The sequence below is a fragment of the Serratia sp. CY83965 genome (genome assembly GCF_052166375.1).
In the GTDB taxonomy this organism is placed as follows: domain Bacteria; phylum Pseudomonadota; class Gammaproteobacteria; order Enterobacterales; family Enterobacteriaceae; genus Serratia; species Serratia marcescens.
Map to the genome: position 1 here is coordinate 15912 of NZ_JBJNOV010000017.1, position 16552 is coordinate 32463.

The 16552-nt window shown below is 60.4% G+C and carries 16 protein-coding genes; 2 read left to right on the forward strand and 14 right to left on the reverse strand.

What is annotated here, in order from left to right; genetic code table 11:
• Nucleotides 1-86: 86 nt before the first annotated feature.
• Together ACJ8PL_RS22535 and ACJ8PL_RS22540 are read right to left on the reverse strand one after the other, a co-directional pair.
• Nucleotides 87-1118 carry a methionine synthase gene (locus tag ACJ8PL_RS22535; protein ID WP_028127699.1) on the reverse strand — a complete coding sequence of 344 codons (1032 nt, stop codon included), beginning with the start codon at nucleotides 1116-1118 and terminating at the stop codon, nucleotides 87-89.
• A 25-nt stretch (nucleotides 1119-1143) separates the two neighbouring features.
• Nucleotides 1144-2121, reverse strand: coding sequence for a DUF1852 domain-containing protein (locus ACJ8PL_RS22540; protein ID WP_016930027.1), 978 nt, complete (start codon nucleotides 2119-2121; stop codon nucleotides 1144-1146).
• 316 nt (nucleotides 2122-2437) lie between these two features.
• Here ACJ8PL_RS22540 and ACJ8PL_RS22545 point away from each other — a divergent pair, with 316 nt between their 5' ends.
• On the forward strand, nucleotides 2438-2977 hold the full coding sequence (locus tag ACJ8PL_RS22545) for a DUF2058 domain-containing protein (protein ID WP_025160208.1): 540 nt from the start codon (nucleotides 2438-2440) through the stop codon (nucleotides 2975-2977).
• A gap of 7 nt (nucleotides 2978-2984) precedes the next feature.
• Here ACJ8PL_RS22545 and ACJ8PL_RS22550 read toward each other — a convergent pair whose 3' ends face one another.
• The 12 genes from ACJ8PL_RS22550 to ACJ8PL_RS22605 form a co-directional block, all read right to left on the reverse strand.
• On the reverse strand, nucleotides 2985-3683 hold the full coding sequence (locus ACJ8PL_RS22550) for an RluA family pseudouridine synthase (protein ID WP_079452421.1): 699 nt from the start codon (nucleotides 3681-3683) through the stop codon (nucleotides 2985-2987).
• A 142-nt stretch (nucleotides 3684-3825) separates the two neighbouring features.
• Nucleotides 3826-4521, reverse strand: a complete 696-nt coding sequence (araD, locus tag ACJ8PL_RS22555) for an L-ribulose-5-phosphate 4-epimerase (RefSeq protein WP_079452420.1) — start codon at nucleotides 4519-4521, stop codon at nucleotides 3826-3828.
• Nucleotides 4515-5375: an L-ribulose-5-phosphate 3-epimerase gene (locus ACJ8PL_RS22560; protein ID WP_016930022.1), complete on the reverse strand. Its 861-nt coding sequence runs from the start codon at nucleotides 5373-5375 to the stop codon at nucleotides 4515-4517. The genes araD and ACJ8PL_RS22560 overlap by 7 nt, the downstream gene beginning before the upstream one ends.
• Nucleotide 5376: 1 nt before the next feature.
• The gene (gene ulaD, locus ACJ8PL_RS22565; protein WP_079452419.1) at nucleotides 5377-6033 is read right to left on the reverse strand and encodes a 3-keto-L-gulonate-6-phosphate decarboxylase UlaD; all 657 of its coding nucleotides are present in this window, start codon (nucleotides 6031-6033) and stop codon (nucleotides 5377-5379) included.
• Nucleotides 6030-7520: an FGGY-family carbohydrate kinase gene (locus ACJ8PL_RS22570; protein ID WP_079452418.1), complete on the reverse strand. Its 1491-nt coding sequence runs from the start codon at nucleotides 7518-7520 to the stop codon at nucleotides 6030-6032. Before ACJ8PL_RS22570 ends, ulaD begins: the two co-directional genes overlap by 4 nt.
• Entirely contained in the window at nucleotides 7520-8815 is a 1296-nt protein-coding gene (locus tag ACJ8PL_RS22575) for an MFS transporter (RefSeq protein WP_016930019.1), read from the reverse strand. The genes ACJ8PL_RS22570 and ACJ8PL_RS22575 overlap by 1 nt, the downstream gene beginning before the upstream one ends.
• A gap of 124 nt (nucleotides 8816-8939) precedes the next feature.
• Nucleotides 8940-9410: a YhcH/YjgK/YiaL family protein gene (locus ACJ8PL_RS22580; protein ID WP_016930018.1), complete on the reverse strand. Its 471-nt coding sequence runs from the start codon at nucleotides 9408-9410 to the stop codon at nucleotides 8940-8942.
• Between the two features lie 13 nt (nucleotides 9411-9423).
• The gene (yiaK, locus tag ACJ8PL_RS22585; RefSeq protein WP_079450565.1) at nucleotides 9424-10422 is read right to left on the reverse strand and encodes a 3-dehydro-L-gulonate 2-dehydrogenase; all 999 of its coding nucleotides are present in this window, start codon (nucleotides 10420-10422) and stop codon (nucleotides 9424-9426) included.
• 256 nt (nucleotides 10423-10678) lie between these two features.
• On the reverse strand, nucleotides 10679-11554 hold the full coding sequence (locus ACJ8PL_RS22590; protein ID WP_176167144.1) for an SMP-30/gluconolactonase/LRE family protein: 876 nt from the start codon (nucleotides 11552-11554) through the stop codon (nucleotides 10679-10681).
• Complete coding sequence (locus ACJ8PL_RS22595) at nucleotides 11551-12651, reverse strand: ABC transporter substrate-binding protein (RefSeq protein ID WP_016930015.1); 1101 nt, start codon at nucleotides 12649-12651, stop codon at nucleotides 11551-11553. Before ACJ8PL_RS22595 ends, ACJ8PL_RS22590 begins: the two co-directional genes overlap by 4 nt.
• Before the next feature lie 14 nt (nucleotides 12652-12665).
• Nucleotides 12666-13748: an ABC transporter permease gene (locus ACJ8PL_RS22600; protein ID WP_016930014.1), complete on the reverse strand. Its 1083-nt coding sequence runs from the start codon at nucleotides 13746-13748 to the stop codon at nucleotides 12666-12668.
• The gene (locus ACJ8PL_RS22605; protein ID WP_230490958.1) at nucleotides 13741-15294 is read right to left on the reverse strand and encodes a sugar ABC transporter ATP-binding protein; all 1554 of its coding nucleotides are present in this window, start codon (nucleotides 15292-15294) and stop codon (nucleotides 13741-13743) included. Before ACJ8PL_RS22605 ends, ACJ8PL_RS22600 begins: the two co-directional genes overlap by 8 nt.
• 374 nt (nucleotides 15295-15668) lie before the next feature.
• Here ACJ8PL_RS22605 and ACJ8PL_RS22610 point away from each other — a divergent pair, with 374 nt between their 5' ends.
• Nucleotides 15669-16487, forward strand: a complete 819-nt coding sequence (locus tag ACJ8PL_RS22610) for an IclR family transcriptional regulator (protein ID WP_025304160.1) — start codon at nucleotides 15669-15671, stop codon at nucleotides 16485-16487.
• Nucleotides 16488-16552 lie beyond the last annotated feature (65 nt).

The window sequence follows — 16552 nt, forward strand, 5'->3', positions numbered from 1 at the left end:
ATACACCAGAGCGGGAGCGTTGCGGGGAGGGGGAGTCGATGATAATCGCCCGCCGCAGGAGGCTACTGCGGCGGGCGCTGGCGCGGTTATTTGGCCAACAGTTCTCGGCGCACGATTTCGGCGCCTGCGCTTAAGGCATTCAGCTTGCCGCTGGCGACCTGACGGGGCAGGGGAGCCATGCCGCAGTTGGTCGACGGATAGAGCTTGTCGGCATCGACAAACTGCAGCGCTTTGCGCAGCGTAGCGGCTACTTCCTCCGGCGTCTCAACGGCATGATTCGCTACGTCGATGGCGCCGACCATCACTTTTTTACCGCGAATCAGTTCAAGCAGATCCATCGGCACGTGCGAGTTATGGCACTCCAACGAGATAATATCGATAGTCGACGTTTGCAGCTTGGGAAACGCCTCTTCATATTGCCGCCACTCAGAGCCCAGCGTCTTTTTCCAATCGGTATTGGCCTTAATGCCGTATCCATAGCAGATATGTACGGCCGTTTCACACTTAAGCCCTTCAACGGCTCTTTCCAGGGCGGCGATGCCCCAGTCATTCACCTCGTCAAAGAACACATTAAATGCGGGCTCATCAAACTGAATAATGTCGACGCCGGCGGCCTCAAGCTCTTTGGCTTCCTGATTGAGGATCTTGGCGAACTCCCAGGCCAATTTCTCGCGGCTTTTATAGTGGTTGTCATAAAGCGTGTCGATCATGGTCATCGGCCCCGGCAGGGCCCATTTAATCGGCTGCTTGGTCAGCTGGCGTAAAAATTTGGCGTCTTCAACGAAAACGGGTTTTTGGCGCGAGACCGCCCCCACAACGGTTGGCACGCTCGCTTCGTAGCGATTGCGGATTTTAACCACTTCGCGTTTCTCGAAATCGACGCCGCTGAGGTGCTCGATAAACGTCGTGACGAAGTGCTGACGCGTTTGCTCGCCATCGCTGACGATATCGATGCCGGCCTGTTGTTGCTCTGCCAGCGACAAACGCAAGGCGTCCTGTTTCCCTTCGATTAATTCTTCATTCTGCAATTTCCAGGGCGACCACAGGGTTTCCGGTTGGGCCAGCCAGACAGGTTTGGGCAAGCTGCCGGCGGTCGACGTAGGGAGCAATATTTTCATGATAGATGACCTGTATTTGAGTGAATCAAAGCGCGTAGTGAGCAGACCATTGCTCAAGAAGAGGTTTGTAGGGTTTGATAAATTGCTCTTCCGTAAATTTCCCCTGCTCAATCGCCAACTGGCTACGCTCTTCGCGATCGTAAACAATCTTGGTTAATGAATGATCCTGGTTATTCAGGCTGGGCTGATAGCATTGCCCCGCCGCCGAGTTGGCATTGTAAATTTCAGGCCGATAAATTTTCTGGAAGGTCTCCATCGTGCTGATGGTGCCGATCAGTTCCAGATCGGTGTAATCGCTCAGCAAATCCCCGGGGAAATAAAACGCCAGGGGCGCGACGCTATTTTTCGGCATGAAGTAGCGCACCTGCAGGCCCATTTTTTTAAAATACCGGTCGGTCAGCGAAGCGCCGTCTTGCCGATACTCGTCGCCCAACACCGGGTGTTGATTGCCCGTCCGATGGTAGGTGTCTTTGCTGGACACGCTGAGGCAAATCACCGGCGGTTTGCTGAAATTTTCATGGTATTCGTTTGAATTGACGAAGTGCTTAAAGATATTGCCGTGCAAATCGCCGAAATCATCCGGAATGGTAAATTCCGCCGTGTTTTTATTGTGCGCCGGCAGCAAGACGCTAAAGTCGTAATCGCGCACGTAAGAGGAGAAATTGTTCCCAACGATGCCCTCGATACGCTTTTGCGTTTTTTTATCAAGGATGTTGGTTTTCAGGATTTCGATCACCGGGAAGCTGGCGCCCTGATCTTCAATGCGCATCTCAACCGAGATGATTTCAAGCTCGACCGAATAGCGATCGGCCTTGGGGTTATCCCAATGCGCCAACGTATTGAAGCGATTGTTAATCATCACCAGCGTATTGCGCAGGTTCTCCCGGCGATTTTCCCCTCTGGCCAAATTGGCGAAGTTGGTGGTGATACGCGTACTTTCAGAAGGGTTATAATCTTCATCGAAAGAACTGCTCTTAATCGTAAAGGTAAAGTCTCTATTCATCGTCTTATAGCATCCTGTTATATGATATGAAGGCTGTATTTATCCATTTATTTCAATGGTTTGTTTTTCTCTTTTTTCATTCAGCCGATTTCATATTGTCTGTCGTTAATGAGGTCTATTTTTGCCAGAGTCCCGGTGGGAGTGAAAGAGACTTAATTTCATTACCACATGAGCGGTATTCATGATCTGGCGTTCGGGGCGGTTTACCGCCGTTGCCCTGCGGCGCAAACCGCCGGTGGGTTGGGCCGGCAACCTGGTGCAGCCTGAAAAATTACGGGTATAATCCCTCCATGATCCCACGGCTTCAGACACGAACATGACAAAACTCACCTTACAAGAGCAGATGCTCAAAGCGGGCTTGGTAACCAGCAAGAAAATGGCCAAAGTCCAGAGAACGGCTAAAAAATCACGCGTTCAGGCCCGCGAGGCCAGAGAAGCGGTGGAAGAGAATAAAAAGGCGCAGCTTGAGCGCGATAAGCAGCTGAGCGAGCAGCAAAAGCAGGCCGCGTTGTCCAAAGAGTACAAGGCGCAGGTGAAGCAGCTGATCGAGATGAACCGCATCGTCCTGGCGAAAGGCGATATCGGTTTCAACTTCACCGACGGCAACCTGATTAAAAAAATCCTGGTGGATAAGGCGACGCAGACGCAGCTGATCAATGGCCGCCTCGCCATTGCCCGCTTGGTGGTCGAGAATCGGGAAGAGTGTGAATACGCGATTATCCCCGCGAGCGTCGCCGATAAAATCGCGCAGCGCGATGCGGCCAGCATAGTGCTGCACAGCGCGCTGAGTCAGGAAGAACAGGATGAAGACGATCCGTACGCCGACTTTAAAGTGCCCGACGATTTGATGTGGTAAGCCGCGTTCAGAACGGCGCTGCGTGACGAGCGGTTATCCGCTCTCCGCTGATGGGGTGCACAAAGTCCAGCTCGCTGGCGTGCAGCATCAGCCGCGGCGTCTGTTCGGTACCCGGCAGCAGGCGCCCGCCATACAGATCGCAACCTAAAATAGGATGGCCCAATTGCCGGCTGTGAATACGCAGCTGGTGGGTGCGTCCGGTCTCCGGGGTGAGCTGCACCCGCGTCAGCGGCAGCGAGATCCCGCCTTCCATTTCACGATAAAAACGTTCGACGACCCGATAGCGGGAGCGGGCGGGCTTGCCGTGGAGGGCGCAAATCGACATCAGCGGGAACAACGCCGGATCTTTGGCGATCGCCGCGTCTATTACCCCTTCGTTATCCGCCAGATGGCCGCAGAGCAGCGCGCTGTACACTTTGCCGACGGTGCGTTCGCTGAACTGCCGACAGAGCGCGGCGTTGACGGCCTTGTTGCGGGCCACCACCATCAAACCGGACGTGCCGAAATCCAGGCGGTGCGCCAGGGCGCAGCCGGGGAACCTCTGTACCAGGCGGTGGTGTACCGAATCGAGATTCTGCGGATTCTTGCCCGAGAGGCTGAGCAGCCCGGCCGGCTTATTGATCAGCGCCAGATGATCGTCCTGATAGAGGATCTCTATCTGGTCATGGCATGGCGGGGCGATAAAGGTATCGGTGATCGTAGACATCGGGCGGCCGGCTGGAGGGTGGGTGCGGATGATAGCGAATTTTTCGCCGATGGGCGAATGCGGTTTTCGCTACACTGCGCCTTATGCCCGTTGGCACCCGATGCGGCAAAGCATCGGGTGCCACGGTTAAAGCCCCGGCGCGCTACTGCCCGTAGTAGGCGTGTTGGCCGTGTTTGCGCAGGTAGTGTTTGTCCAACAGTTCGCGCTGCATGCTGTGAATGCCCGGCGTCAGCTGGCGCGAGAAAATGCCCATGTAGGCAATTTCTTCCAGCACCACCGCATTATGCACCGCATTGTGGGCGTCTTTGCCCCAGGCGAAGGGGCCGTGGGCGTTGACCAGTACCGCCGGGATCGCGTTGGGATTGATATCGCGCCGGCGGAAGGTTTCGATAATCACGTTGCCGGTTTCCAGTTCGTAATCGTGCTCAATTTCATCCTGGGTCATCAGGCGAGTGCAGGGGATCGCGCCATAAAAGTAGTCGGCGTGGGTGGTTCCCCAGGCGGGGATGTCCAGCCCGGCCTGCGCCCAGATGGTGGCGTGGCGCGAATGGGTGTGCACGATGCCGCCGATATCGGCGAATTCGCGGTACAGCGCCAGATGGGTGGCGGTGTCCGACGACGGTTTTTTTACCCCCTCGACGGTGCGGCCGCTGGCCAGATCGACCACCACCATATCCTCCGCCGTCATATGCTCGTATTCAACGCCGGAAGGTTTGATCACCACCAGGCCGCGTTCGCGATCCACCGCGCTGACGTTGCCCCAGGTAAAGGTCACCAGCTTATGGCGCGGCAGATCGAGATTGGCCTCCAGCACCTGTTGTTTTAACTGAGTCAGCATGTCATGCCCCCTTGTTGCATTTTCTGTTCGATCCAGCGGCGTGCCTGAACGATCTCGGCCACCGGCTCCTCGGCTTTTTCGGTCCACATCTCAATCAGGAATGCGCCGCGGTAATTGAGGCGCTGCAGCGTGCGAAACACCTCGACGAAGTCGACGCAGCCTTCGCCAAACGGCACGTCGCGGAATTGTCCCGGCGAAACGGCGGTGACCGGGTAGGTGTCTTTCAGGTGAATGGCGGCGATGCGGTCGATGCCCAGCTCCAGCTCGCGCGGCACGTCATTGCCCCAGGCGCTGAGGTTGCCGACGTCCGGATACACCGTGAACCACGGCGAGGCCAGCAGGGCGTCCCAGGCTTTCCATTTACCGATCGAGTTCATAAAGGCGGTATCCATGATTTCCACCGCCAGCATCACCTGGGCGGCGGCGGCACGCTCTACCGCCCACTGCATGCCTTCGCTAAAGCGCGCCAGCGTCCCCTCGTCCTGCTCTTCGTAATACACGTCGTAGCCGGCCAGCTGGATGGTGCGGATACCGACGTCTTTGGCCAGCTGAATGGCCTGTTCCATCACGTCGAAGGCGCGCTGGCGCAGCGCCGGATCGTGGCTGCCAAACGGAAAGCGCCGGTGGCCGGAGAGGCACATCGACGGGATGCGGATGCCGGTTTCCAGCATGGCGTCCACCAGCGCCAAGCGCTGCGCCTTGCTCCAGCTCAGGCGCGCCAGGCGTTCATCGCTTTCGTCCACCGACATTTCGACGAAGTCGAAGCCGCAGGCCTTGGCCAGCGCCAGGCGCTCGGGCCAGCTCAGGTGTTTCGGCAGCGCTTTCTCGTAAATTCCCAACGGGTGCTGACGCATATCATGATCTCCAGATGTCATCGATGGCGGCGCGGAACTGCCTGGCGGCCGCCGGCGGATCGCCGGCCTCGGCCAGCGAGCGGCCGGCGATAAAGGCGGTGACGGCGATCTCTTTAAACAGCGGCAGGTCGGCGGGCGTGATGCCGCCGGTCACCGACAGCGCGATGCCCAGATCGGACAGCGCCTTCATCCGATCCAGATCCTGCCGGCCCCAGGTTTGCCCGCTGGCCTGCGCGTCGCGGCCGCGGTGATAGATCGCCTGGCGAATGCCAAGGCCGCGCCATTGCCGCGCATCCTCCAATGTCCAGCGGCCGAACAGTTCGATCTGGATTTCGCCGCCGTGACGCTCGGCGACCTCCCGCGCGCTGGCCATGGTGGCCAACGGCGCGGCGCAGATCACCGTCATCCAGTCCGCGCCTTGGCCGAAGGCCTGCTCGGCCAGCGTCGCACCGGCGTCGGCCACCTTGAGATCGGCCACCAGCGTGTGCTGCGGACAGCGCTCGCGCAGCGCGCTAACCGCCTGAATGCCGGCGCTGATGCACAAAATGGTACCGGCCTCGATGATGTCCACATGGGGGCTGAGGGGCTCGGCGGTGCGCAGCGCCGTATCCAAACGGGTTTGATCGAGCGCCAGCTGCAGGCGCGGTTTCGTGCTCATGGGGCCTCCTTGTTGGCGGGCTGCAGATTTTGCAATGCAGCAATCAGCGCCTGATAACGTTGGTGTTTGTGGTTGTAAGCTTCGGCGGCGGCCGCATCAGGCAGCAGCCGCTCGATACGCGGCGCCAGCCGGCGCTGGGCGGCGGTAAAATCGCTGAAGACGCCGCTGCCGACCATGGCCGCCATCGCCGCGCCCAAACAGCCGGTTTCCTCCACCTGCGGCAGCTCAACCGGCAGGCCGCTGACGTCGGCGAACATTTGCATCCAGGGGAGGGATTTGGCGGGACCGCCGGTCACGCGCAGCGCCTGCGCCTCAGGGAAACGCCGGCGCATGCGGTTAAGGTGCGTCATGTGGCAGAACACCACGCCTTCGTAGATCGCCTGCACCAGGTGCTCGCGTTGGTGGAAGGCCTGCAGGCCGTAGAAGCTGGCGCTCAGCCCCAGGCCGGCGTTGGAGCCATACAGGAAAGGGGCGAACAGCAGATCGCCGGCGGCTTTCGGCAGGGCGGCGACCCAGCGGTTAAGCTGGTCGTAGTCCTGCAGCCCCCATTGGTGACAGAACCATTCCAGGTTGGCGGCGGAAGTGGGGCTGGCTTCGTGCACGATGTATTGGCCGTTTTCGGCGTGGCGGCCATAGACAAAGGGATGATCGAAACCCTCGACGATGGCGTCGGTGATGCCGCTGGTGACCGACCAGGTCCCCATCACCGCGTTGAGCCGGGTTTCGTCCTGCAGGCCGGCGCACAGCGCGGTGGACACCACGTCGAACAACCCGCCGACCACCGGGGTGCCGATTTGCAGGCCGGTAATGGCCGCGGCGTTTGCCGCGACGCGTCCGGCGATGTCGGCCGAACCGACAATCGTCGGCAGGGCGGGCATGATGTCGCCGATGCCCAGCAGCTGCGCCAGCGCCGGGTCATAGCGTCCGCTGCGCATCTGATACAGGTTGGATTCGGAGATATTGGTTTCTTCGCAGGCCAGCTCGCCGGTCAGGCAATAGCGCAGGTAGTCGTGCGCCATCAGCACGCTGCCGATGCGGGCGTAACGTTCAGGCTGATGCCGCTTCAGCCAGCGCAGCAGTGAGACCGGGTGCCCGGTCCACAGCGTTTGGCGCGTTTGCGGATACAGCGCCTGCGGCACGCCCTGCTGTTGCCATTCCTGCACCAGCGCCAGCGCGCGCTGATCGGAAGAGAGCATGGCGTTGCCCAGCGGCTGCCCCTGCTTATCCAGCAGAAACGCGCCCTTGCCCTGCGCCGAGATGCCGATGGCCTGGATGGCGCCGGCGGCAACGCCGCTGGCGGACAGCACTTCACGAATCACGTCGGCGGCGGTGCGCCACAGCGATGCCATATCGCGCTCGGCCCAGCCGGGATGCGGCGCGACGATCGCCAGATTGCGCCGCGCAACGCCGTGTTCATGGCCCCTGCGGTCGTATAAACCCGCCTTGATGAAGGTGCCGCCGCAGTCGAGCCCCAGCCAATATTCCATCATTCGCTCCTCGTACTGTGGTCGCATTTATTGGGCAGCATCAACGCCAGCACGGAGGCGATCGCCAGCGAGGCAGCCAGGCTGTAGACACCGACATCCTTGTTGAACAGGCTGATCAGGACGCCGACCATATACGGGCCGCAAAAGCCGCCGAGGTTGCCCAGCGCATTGATCACGCCGCGCGCGCCGCCGGCCACTTCGGCGTTGAACAATTTGGGCGGGATGGTCCAGAACACCCCGGCCGCCGCCTGAATAAATACGCCGCAGCCGACCAGCGCAGCGTAAGACCACCAGACGTGATCCTTCAGCAGCACCGACAGCGCCATGCAGGCCGCAAAGCAGGCCAGCGGCAGGGCGACGAAGATTTTGCGCTTGCCGGTGCGATCGGAGAGGGTGGAGATGATCAGCATGCCGAAGATGGCGCCGATATAGGGCAGGATAGCCAGCAGGCCCACTTGCTCCATATCGCCGTGGGTCAGCCCTTTCAAAATGGTCGGCAGCCACAGGGTGTAGCCGTAGATACCGGTCTGGTAGAAAAAATTCACCAGGATCAGCTGCCACATGATCCGGTCGCCCAGCACCCGGCGCAACGAGGCGTTGCGCACCGTTTTTCCTTTGATCAGCAGTTGTTCGTCGTGCAGGGTCTTTACCAGATACTCTTTTTCCGCCTGCGAGATCCATTTGGCCTCCTGGGGGCGGTTGCTGATGGTGAAGTACCACAGCGCCATGACTACCAGCGACAGAGCGCCCTCCACCAGAAACAGCATGCGCCAGTCCCAGGCGGTGATGATCCAACCCGACAGCGGGGCGGTGAGAATGCCGGCGATCGGCACGAACATGATGACGATGGCGTTGGCGCGGCCGCGCTCCTTATCCGGGAACCAGTTGCTGATCATGGTCAGCACCACCGGCAGCATGCCGCCTTCGGAAACGCCGAGGGCGAAGCGCAGGAACAGCAGCTGATACTGGTTGGTGACCAGCCCGGTCAGCACCGAGATCACCGCCCAGGCCAACAGTGACCAGCCGATGAATTTCTTGCCGTTGCCGTATACCGCCAGCTTGCCGCCGGGCACCTGCAGAAACAGGTAACCGATGAAGAAGATGCCGCCGGCCAGCCCGGCCATCGAGGCGGTGATGCCGAGTTCGTCATCCATGCCGCCGGGCATGGCGAAGGCGATGTTGACCCGGTCCATGTAAGAAATGATGCAGGTGATGAGGATCGGCGGCACGATCCTCAGCCAGCGGAGCTTGGGGATCGCCTGGCTTTGGCTGACGGAAACGGAGGCTGTATTCATAAGGACCTCTTTCGATGTTCGCTTTTTTGTAGGGTCGGGCGTTATTGTTTTGCTTGATTTGGGCGCAGGGGCGCCCGCACAGGCCCATGGACCGGTGTTGTTATCGTTACGGGTGTGGCGGCTATCAGGCGCTAAACGACGCCAGCGGTATCTTCACCACCACCTTGCGTATCGCGCTGGGGCGTTGGTTAATACAGGCCGGGCGATGCACGTCCTGTGGGAAAAATACCGCGAAGTTGCCGGGCCGCATCGTGAGCCAGGATTCGTCGGCCACGTCCTGATAAAACAGGATGTCGCGCTGCGCCAGCAGCTCCTGATGAACGACGTTGTCGCCGTTGTCCGCCGCTACGCCGATAAGTTCGGTGCCGCTGACCAGAAACTGCACGTCGACGTTTTGCCGGTGGACTTCCGGGCGCAGCGCGTCCGGTGGTTGGGTATGCAGATCCAGCACCTGCACCACGTAGCCGGTGGCGGGATCTTCATAGCGCCCTGCGGGCAAGACGCTGAAATCGGTGCGCTGCAAATAGGCGACGGCGTTGGCGACCGGCGTCGGGTACTGCTCGGGCGCGGTGTTGGCGATGTGGCCGAATATCATGATGATCCTCCCGTTACAGCGCCTGAATGCGCGCCCAGACTCGTTCGTCGACCGGAATGCCGTCGCGCAGGTTCTCTGCCAGAATGCGCGGGAACTTGTGGCCTGGCAGGCGAATGGCGACGTCGGGGTTGTCCCGTTCGGCGCTGGTGACGTAATCCATGATGCGCTGCAGTTTTTGATCGCGGCTGTCGCCGTCGATCAACCGGTCTATCTCAATCGCGATGAACACCTGCGAGATGCCGTATTCGTCGCGGTGATCTTCCGTCACTTCCGCCACCGAGGCGCCGCCTGACAGCAGGGTGGCGATCATGTCCAGCACGATCGACAACGCCGATCCTTTCCAGTACCCCATCGGCAAAATGCGCCGATTCTCTTCGATGGTGGCCGGATCGCGGGTCAGATGGCCGTCGTTGTCGAAGCCGCCGTCCACCGGCAGGGTTTTGCCCGCAAGCCGGTTCAGCTCCAGCGCGCCGTAGGAAAACATCGACATCGACATGTCCACCATAGTGATCGGGTTGCCCGGCACGGCGACGATCAAAGGGTTGGTGCCGATACGGCACGTTTTGGCGCCCCACGGCGGCATCACGGCGATCGAGTTGGTCCAGCAAATGCCGATATAGCCTTTCTCCGCCGCCTGCCAGCCGTAACCGCCGCCGCGCATCCAGTGGTTGGCGTTGCGCAGCGCCACCAGGCCGATGCCATGATCGTCGGCCAACTGCATGGCGCGATCCATCATGCGGCGGGCGGTAAGGTTGCCGATACCCTGGTGCGCATCCCATTGCTCGATCGCCCCCAGAGACAACAGTTTGCTGGGTTCAGCGTCTGGCACGATATCGCCGGCGTCCAGCTGCTGAATAAAGCGCGGAAAGCGGTTAACGCCGTGGGAGTAAACGCCGCTGGCGGTGGTGTCGGCGAACATGCCGGCGCAGTCGTCGGCGAGATGTTCCGCCACGCCGCGCGCCAGCAGCACGCGTTTGAATTGCTGTTTTAATTCGCTGTAACTCACTCTCATGCCGGTTCTCCGCCTGTGCGAATCGTCTGTTTTTGGTTCGCTAAATTTCAATATGCGAAATTGCATTTCAAATAAATGCTATCCCGGCGATTCAGGGAAGTCAAAGCAAGGGGGAGTAAAATTATTCATGAAAAACATGACGTTAAAATTGAGTGGTGATTTTGTGATCGTCGCCACATTTTGGTGGAGATGGCGTGCTTCAGACGTGGCAAAGCAGGGCGGGTCGAAACCCACCCTGCGTCTTGCAAGACCCCGGCTAACCGCGGGTGTTCAACACCATGCGGTAGAGCGAGGTGGTGGCGGTGATATAGAGCTCATCGCCGTTCGGGCCGCCGAAGGTGCAATTGGAGACGCGTTCCGGCACGCTGATTTTGTCGATCTGTCGCCCCTCTGGATCAAAGACCAGCACGCCGTCGGCGCAGCTGCAAAACAGATTGCCGGCCCGGTCGACGCAGAACCCGTCCGGGAAACCGGGCTCCACCGTGGCGAAACGGCGGCCGGCTTCCAGCTTGCGGCCGTTGACCGCATAGACGCGCAGCTCGCGGCGGCCCAGCGTCGGAAAATCCACGATCGACATGTCCGCCACGTACAGCCATTTTTCATCCGGTGAAAACGCCAGACCGTTCGGGCGCTGCAGGTCGCAGGCGGCGATGGTCAGCGAACCGTCGCGCGGATCGAAGCTGTAGAGGTAACAGCCGATCACCTGGCTTTCCGATTTGTAACCCTCTTCGTCGCCGATGATGCCGTAGGGCGGATCGGTGAACCACAGGGTGCCGTCGGAACGCACCGCCACGTCGTTCGGCGAGTTAAAGCGCTTACCGTCGACGCGGTCGATCAACAGGCGCACTTCGCCATCGCTTTCGGTGCGGCTGATGCCACGCCGCCCGTGTTCGCAGCTGACCACGCGCCCCTCGCCGTCGCGCGCATTGCCGTTGGCGTAGTGCGACGGCGAACGGTATAGGGCCAGCTCACCCCGGCGTGACCAGCGGAACATGCGATTGCCTTTCACGTCGCTGAACACCACCGCATCCTCCTGCGGTAGCCAGACCGGCCCTTCGGCCCAAATCGCCGGTGAGCACAAGCGCTCGAGCTGAGCGTGCGTGCGCAATGAATGCCGAATGCCGCCGTTCACTTCACGCCCCAGATCGCTTTGTAATGGCCCTGATAATCATTTTGCGGGTCATACAGGTTATTGGCGCCGCCGTCGGCGGCGATATTGTCGCGTGTCACCAGGTGCGCCGGCGTGACGTAGCCGGAAGGCGGCTGCTTGGCGAAGGCGCGGTTGAATTCGTCCAGCAGTTGCCAACCGTGCAGCTTCAAGGGCTCCGGCACCGTCGCCGACTGGCTGTCGCCTGACCGGATACGCTGGTAAGCGGAGATCGAACCGTCGCCGGCCGACACGTTGTAAGGCGCGTTCTTGCCGCCTTTGCCGGCGGTCTTCAGCGCCGGGGCCATAAAGTCGAAGTACAGATCGTTGATCGCCAGCGCATATTGGAATTTGTCGCCGTACTTCTGCAGCAGGCTGAAGGTCATCGCCGGCATGCGGTTGGCGGTATCGGCCAGCGGCGTGTCGATGAATTCCAGCAGCGTGCAGCCGCTGCATTTGGCGATCTCTTCTTTCATGACGTTGGCCTTGTCCAACGCGATTTGGTACAGCGAGTCGGTGAAGATCAACACGCTCGCCTTGCCGCCGGACTGAACCACCGCGTATTGCGCGGCGATGCGCGCCACTTCGTTGGAATCCGACGTGACGTTATAGAACACGTTGTATTTGGCGATGGGGCCCGGTTCCGGCACCGCGTGCCAGGCGGTCAGCACGATGCCCTGCTGTACGGCCTTTTTCAGCGGGATCTTGGCGACGTTAGGGTTCCAGCCGCCGATCACGATGCCGTCCGGTTTCTGGGCGATGGCCTGATTGAGCGATGCCAGCTGATCTTTCACCGAGCCGCCGCCGTCGAGCGTTTCCAGCTTCCAGCCGGCGGCTTTCGCCGCTTCGCTCAACCCCTGTTGCACCCCTTGCACGCCGCCGTTCTTCATGTCGGAGGCGATAAAAATGATCTTCTTGTTGGCCTGCAGCTGCGGGCCGCTGGTGGGGCCGTCCCACTGGGTGGCGCTGGCGGTGGCCTTCGCGACGGCGGCGGTGGCCTGATCGAGATAGGCGTCGGCCCAGACCGGCGATGCGGCGAGCAGCAAGGTCGTGAACCCCGGTAACAGCCAAATGCGTTTCATGGTGTGCTCCTGGTTTAAGGGTGGGTCGCTGTCTGATTGTTGTTGTCAGCCGGCGTCGCCTGGCTGCGTTGTACCGCTTTCTGATTGAGCAGCCGACGGCGTTGGGCATAGCCGGCCAGGGTGATCGACAGCAACAGCGTCGCGCCGTTGAACAGCGGTTCGACCCAGAATTCGCCGCCGAACTGCTGAATGCCGGCGATGCCGATTGCCAGAATGGCGATGCCGACCACGGTGCCCCAGACGTTGACGCGCCCTGGGCGAATGGTGGTGCTGCCGAGGAAGGCGCCGACCAGCGCCGGCAGCAGATAGTCCATGCCGACGCTGGCCTGGCCGACGCCCTGTTCGGCGGCGATCAATACGCCGCTGAAACCGGTGAGCACGCTGGAGGCGATGAAGGCGCCGATGGTAAAGCGATTGACCGAGATGCCGTTCAGGCGCGCCGCCGCCGGGTTGCCGCCCACCGCATACATGCAGCGGCCGAGCGGGGTGTGTTCGGTGATGAGCCATAGCACCACCGCGACGATCAGCACGTAAAATGCCACGATCGGAATGCCGGCGATCTCGGTGTGGTGCAGCGCGATGAAGGCATCCGGCAAGTCGCCGACGATCTGCCGCCCGCCGGAGTGCCACAGGGCAATGGCATACAGTACGGTGCCGGAGCCGAGGGTGGCGACGAAGCTGTCGATATCGGCCAGCGCCACCAGAATGCCGTTCAGCAACCCGTACAGCGCCGAGATCGCCAGCACCGTCAGCACCGCCATCTGCCAGGAGAAGCCATATTCCACCTGCAGCGTGATCGCCAGAATGTGCCACAGCACAATGCCGAAACCGACGTTAAGATCGATCTTGCCCACGATCATCGGGATGGTCGCCGCCAGCGCCAACAGGGCGATTTTGGCCTTGCTCGACAAGATAGCCTGCAGCGTCAGCATCGATGCGAAGGAGGGGGTGAGCAGTGAGAAGAGCACGACCAGCGCGATGCACAGCAGCAGCAGGCCATAGCGGGTGAGAACCTGCATCAGCCACGGGCCGGCGCCGTCCTGCGCCAGACTGACGCGCTGCTCCAGCGCGGTTGATTTAACGGATGTTTTAGACATGGCCTACCTCGGATTCTGACGTGATTGCGACGCTTTCCCCGGTGCTGGCTGAGGCCAGCTCCAATAAATTGGCGAATGACACCTGCTGATTTTTCAGCTCGCCGACCACTTTCCCGCGGTTGAATACCAGTGCGCGGTTGCAAATATGGGCGATCTCCTCGAAATCGTTGGAGATAACCAGCACCGCCACGCCTTCCGCCAGGGATTTATTCAGCAGGTGGTAGATTTCCGCTCGCGCGCCGACGTCCACGCCGGCGGTGGGATCTTCCAGGATCAGCAGCGGCGCCCCCAGATGCATCCAGCGCGCCATCACCACCTTTTGCTGGTTGCCGCCGGACAGTGCGCTGATATCGATATTGACGTCCTTGGGGCGTACGTCGAACAGCTGCACCTTCCACCAACTGGCGCCGATCTCCGCTCGCCGTCCGTAGCGGGAGAGCAGCCGGTGGCCGCTGGCGCAGGGGTTGATAAACAGGTTTTCACGCACGGTCATCGACATCACCAGGCTTTCGCCGGTGCGATCGCCCGCCACCAGCGAAACGCCGCAGGCCATCGCCTGCTGCGGGGTGCTCGCCTGATAGGGTCGATCGCGAAACCGAATCGTGCCGCCGTCGGCCTGGCGCAACCCGAACAGCAGCCGGCCAATTTCTTCTTGTCCGGCCCCGCGCAGGCCGGCCAGCGCCAGCATCTCGCCCGGCTGCAAGTCGAAGCTCACCGGGCCGATATCGCCCACCGTGACGCTATCGAGCTGCAGCACCGGCGGACGATGTTCCGGCAGCGGTTCGCGCTGGTCGTCCGCCATCGCTTCGCCGACGATGGTTTGCACCAGATCGCGCAGCGAGTAGTCGGCGGTGCGGCCGCCGGCGACATAGCGCCCGTCGCGCATCACGCAGATCCGGTCGGCGATTTCGATCACTTCGTCCAGGCGGTGGGTGACGTAAATCATGCCGACCTTTTTGGCGCGCAGCCGGTTGATCACGGCGAACAGATGACGCACGTCGTTGGCGGGCAGGGAGGCGGTCGGTTCATCCAGCACCAGCAGCTCGGCATTGACCGCCACCGCGCGAGCGATCGCCAGCAGCGATTTTTCGGTGCGCGACAGTTCGAAAACGCGCGCATCGGGATCGAGTGCGATGCCGACGTCGTGCAGCGCCTGCGCCGCACGGCGGCGAATGGCGCGCCAGTCGATCAACCCAAAGCGGCGGGGAAACCCCATCACCAGCGCCATGTTTTCCGCCACCGTCATCCATTCGATCAGGCCGAGATCCTGATGAATAAAAGCGATCGGCTGGCGGCTGGCGCTTTTTATCGCGGCGGCGGAGGCGATGCTTGCGCCCTGAAAGCGAATATCGCCGCCGTCGCGCGGGTAGACGCCCGCCAGCACTTTGATCAGCGTCGATTTACCGGCGCCGTTTTCGCCCAGCAACGCCAGAACCTCGCCCGGCATCACCTGTAGGCTGACGTCGTTGACCGCCACGTTGCCGCCAAATCGTTTGACGATGTGGTTGAGGGTAAGGATGGGTTGTGCCGCATTATCGATAGTCATGTGATGCGCCCCTGGTGTTGCGCCCGTGCGAAGATGCCGGGCAAATCAGCTAAACCGCTGGTGAGTATCTGGCCTTTAAATTTCAACATGCGAAATTCAATTTCAAAAATAATATGACGTTCGTTGCGCTAAATCAAAGGCGATGAGGTTTTAATTGTTGTTATTAAACAATGAGTTATTTTTTACTTTGCGGAAATGTGATCGATGGCTCACTTCAATGTGGGGGAAATATTGCGGATTTTTGGCCCGCTGCGGACAATGAAACGGCGTTCCGTCTTCACCTGATGCGGGCCTTGGGGTAACATGCCCGGCAAAGAGCCTGCTGACTTCGCCGCAGCGCCGGTTGGCGGTTCGACACTGGAGAGATTTTCGCTATGAGCCTGAAAGCCGTCGACGAGAAAGATGACAAGAAAGACAAACCGTTGGGCAGCCAAAGCCTGTTCCGCGGTTTGCAGTTGATTGAGATCCTGAGCAATTTCCCCAACGGATGTCCGCTGGCGCATCTGTCCGAGCTGGCCGGCATGAACAAGAGCACGGTGCACCGCTTGCTGCAGGGGTTGCACACCAGCGGCTATGTGACCCAGGCGCCGTCGCCGGGCAGCTACCGCCTGACCACCAAGTTCATTTCCATCGGCCAGAAGGCGCTGTCGTCACTCAACATCATTCACGTGGCCGCGCCGCATTTGGAACAGCTGAACCTGGAAGTGGGCGAGACGGTCAACTTCTCCAGCCGCGAAGACGACCACGTCATCCTGATCTACAAGCTGGAGCCGACCACCGGCATGATGCGCACCCGCGCCTATATCGGCCAGCATATGCCGCTGTACTGTTCGGCGATGGGTAAAATCTTCATGGCTTACGGCAACGATGATTACCCGGCTCACTACTGGCAGACTCACCAGCAGGAGATTCAGACGCTGACGCGCAATACCATTACCGAGCTGCCGAAGATGTATGAGGAGTTGGCCGATATTCGTCAGCGCGGCATGGCGATGGATCGCGAGGAAAACGAGCTGGGGGTCTCCTGCGTGGCGGCACCGGTGTTCGATATTCAACAGCGCGTGCCTTATGCGGTGTCGGTTTCTCTGCCGACCGCCAAGCTGCAGCAGATCGGCGTCAAAAGCCTGATCAAACCGGTGCTGGCCACCGCGCAACGCATCTCTCAGGAGCTGGGGTTCGTCACGCCGATTTAAGTATTAGCATCTCTGATACTAGATTAGAAACATCAATTTCACCTAATGATCGCTTCCTCGTATGA

Excerpts from the sequence above, each read along its gene's own strand:
- ulaD (WP_079452419.1), bottom strand. The coding sequence starts at position 6,033 with ATGAGCACGAAACCGCGCCTGCAGCTGGCGCTCGATCAAACCCGTTTG.
- yiaK (WP_079450565.1), bottom strand. The coding sequence starts at position 10,422 with ATGAGAGTGAGTTACAGCGAATTAAAACAGCAATTCAAACGCGTGCTG.
- ACJ8PL_RS22575 (WP_016930019.1), bottom strand. The coding sequence starts at position 8,815 with ATGAATACAGCCTCCGTTTCCGTCAGCCAAAGCCAGGCGATCCCCAAG.
- ACJ8PL_RS22580 (WP_016930018.1), bottom strand. The coding sequence starts at position 9,410 with ATGATATTCGGCCACATCGCCAACACCGCGCCCGAGCAGTACCCGACG.
- ACJ8PL_RS22610 (WP_025304160.1), top strand. The coding sequence starts at position 15,669 with ATGAGCCTGAAAGCCGTCGACGAGAAAGATGACAAGAAAGACAAACCG.
- ACJ8PL_RS22605 (WP_230490958.1), bottom strand. The coding sequence starts at position 15,294 with ATGACTATCGATAATGCGGCACAACCCATCCTTACCCTCAACCACATC.
- ACJ8PL_RS22545 (WP_025160208.1), top strand. The coding sequence starts at position 2,438 with ATGACAAAACTCACCTTACAAGAGCAGATGCTCAAAGCGGGCTTGGTA.
- ACJ8PL_RS22535 (WP_028127699.1), bottom strand. The coding sequence starts at position 1,118 with ATGAAAATATTGCTCCCTACGTCGACCGCCGGCAGCTTGCCCAAACCT.
- ACJ8PL_RS22570 (WP_079452418.1), bottom strand. The coding sequence starts at position 7,520 with ATGGAATATTGGCTGGGGCTCGACTGCGGCGGCACCTTCATCAAGGCG.
- ACJ8PL_RS22600 (WP_016930014.1), bottom strand. The coding sequence starts at position 13,748 with ATGTCTAAAACATCCGTTAAATCAACCGCGCTGGAGCAGCGCGTCAGT.
- ACJ8PL_RS22540 (WP_016930027.1), bottom strand. The coding sequence starts at position 2,121 with ATGAATAGAGACTTTACCTTTACGATTAAGAGCAGTTCTTTCGATGAA.
- ACJ8PL_RS22595 (WP_016930015.1), bottom strand. The coding sequence starts at position 12,651 with ATGAAACGCATTTGGCTGTTACCGGGGTTCACGACCTTGCTGCTCGCC.
- araD (WP_079452420.1), bottom strand. The coding sequence starts at position 4,521 with ATGCTGACTCAGTTAAAACAACAGGTGCTGGAGGCCAATCTCGATCTG.
- ACJ8PL_RS22560 (WP_016930022.1), bottom strand. The coding sequence starts at position 5,375 with ATGCGTCAGCACCCGTTGGGAATTTACGAGAAAGCGCTGCCGAAACAC.
- ACJ8PL_RS22550 (WP_079452421.1), bottom strand. The coding sequence starts at position 3,683 with ATGTCTACGATCACCGATACCTTTATCGCCCCGCCATGCCATGACCAG.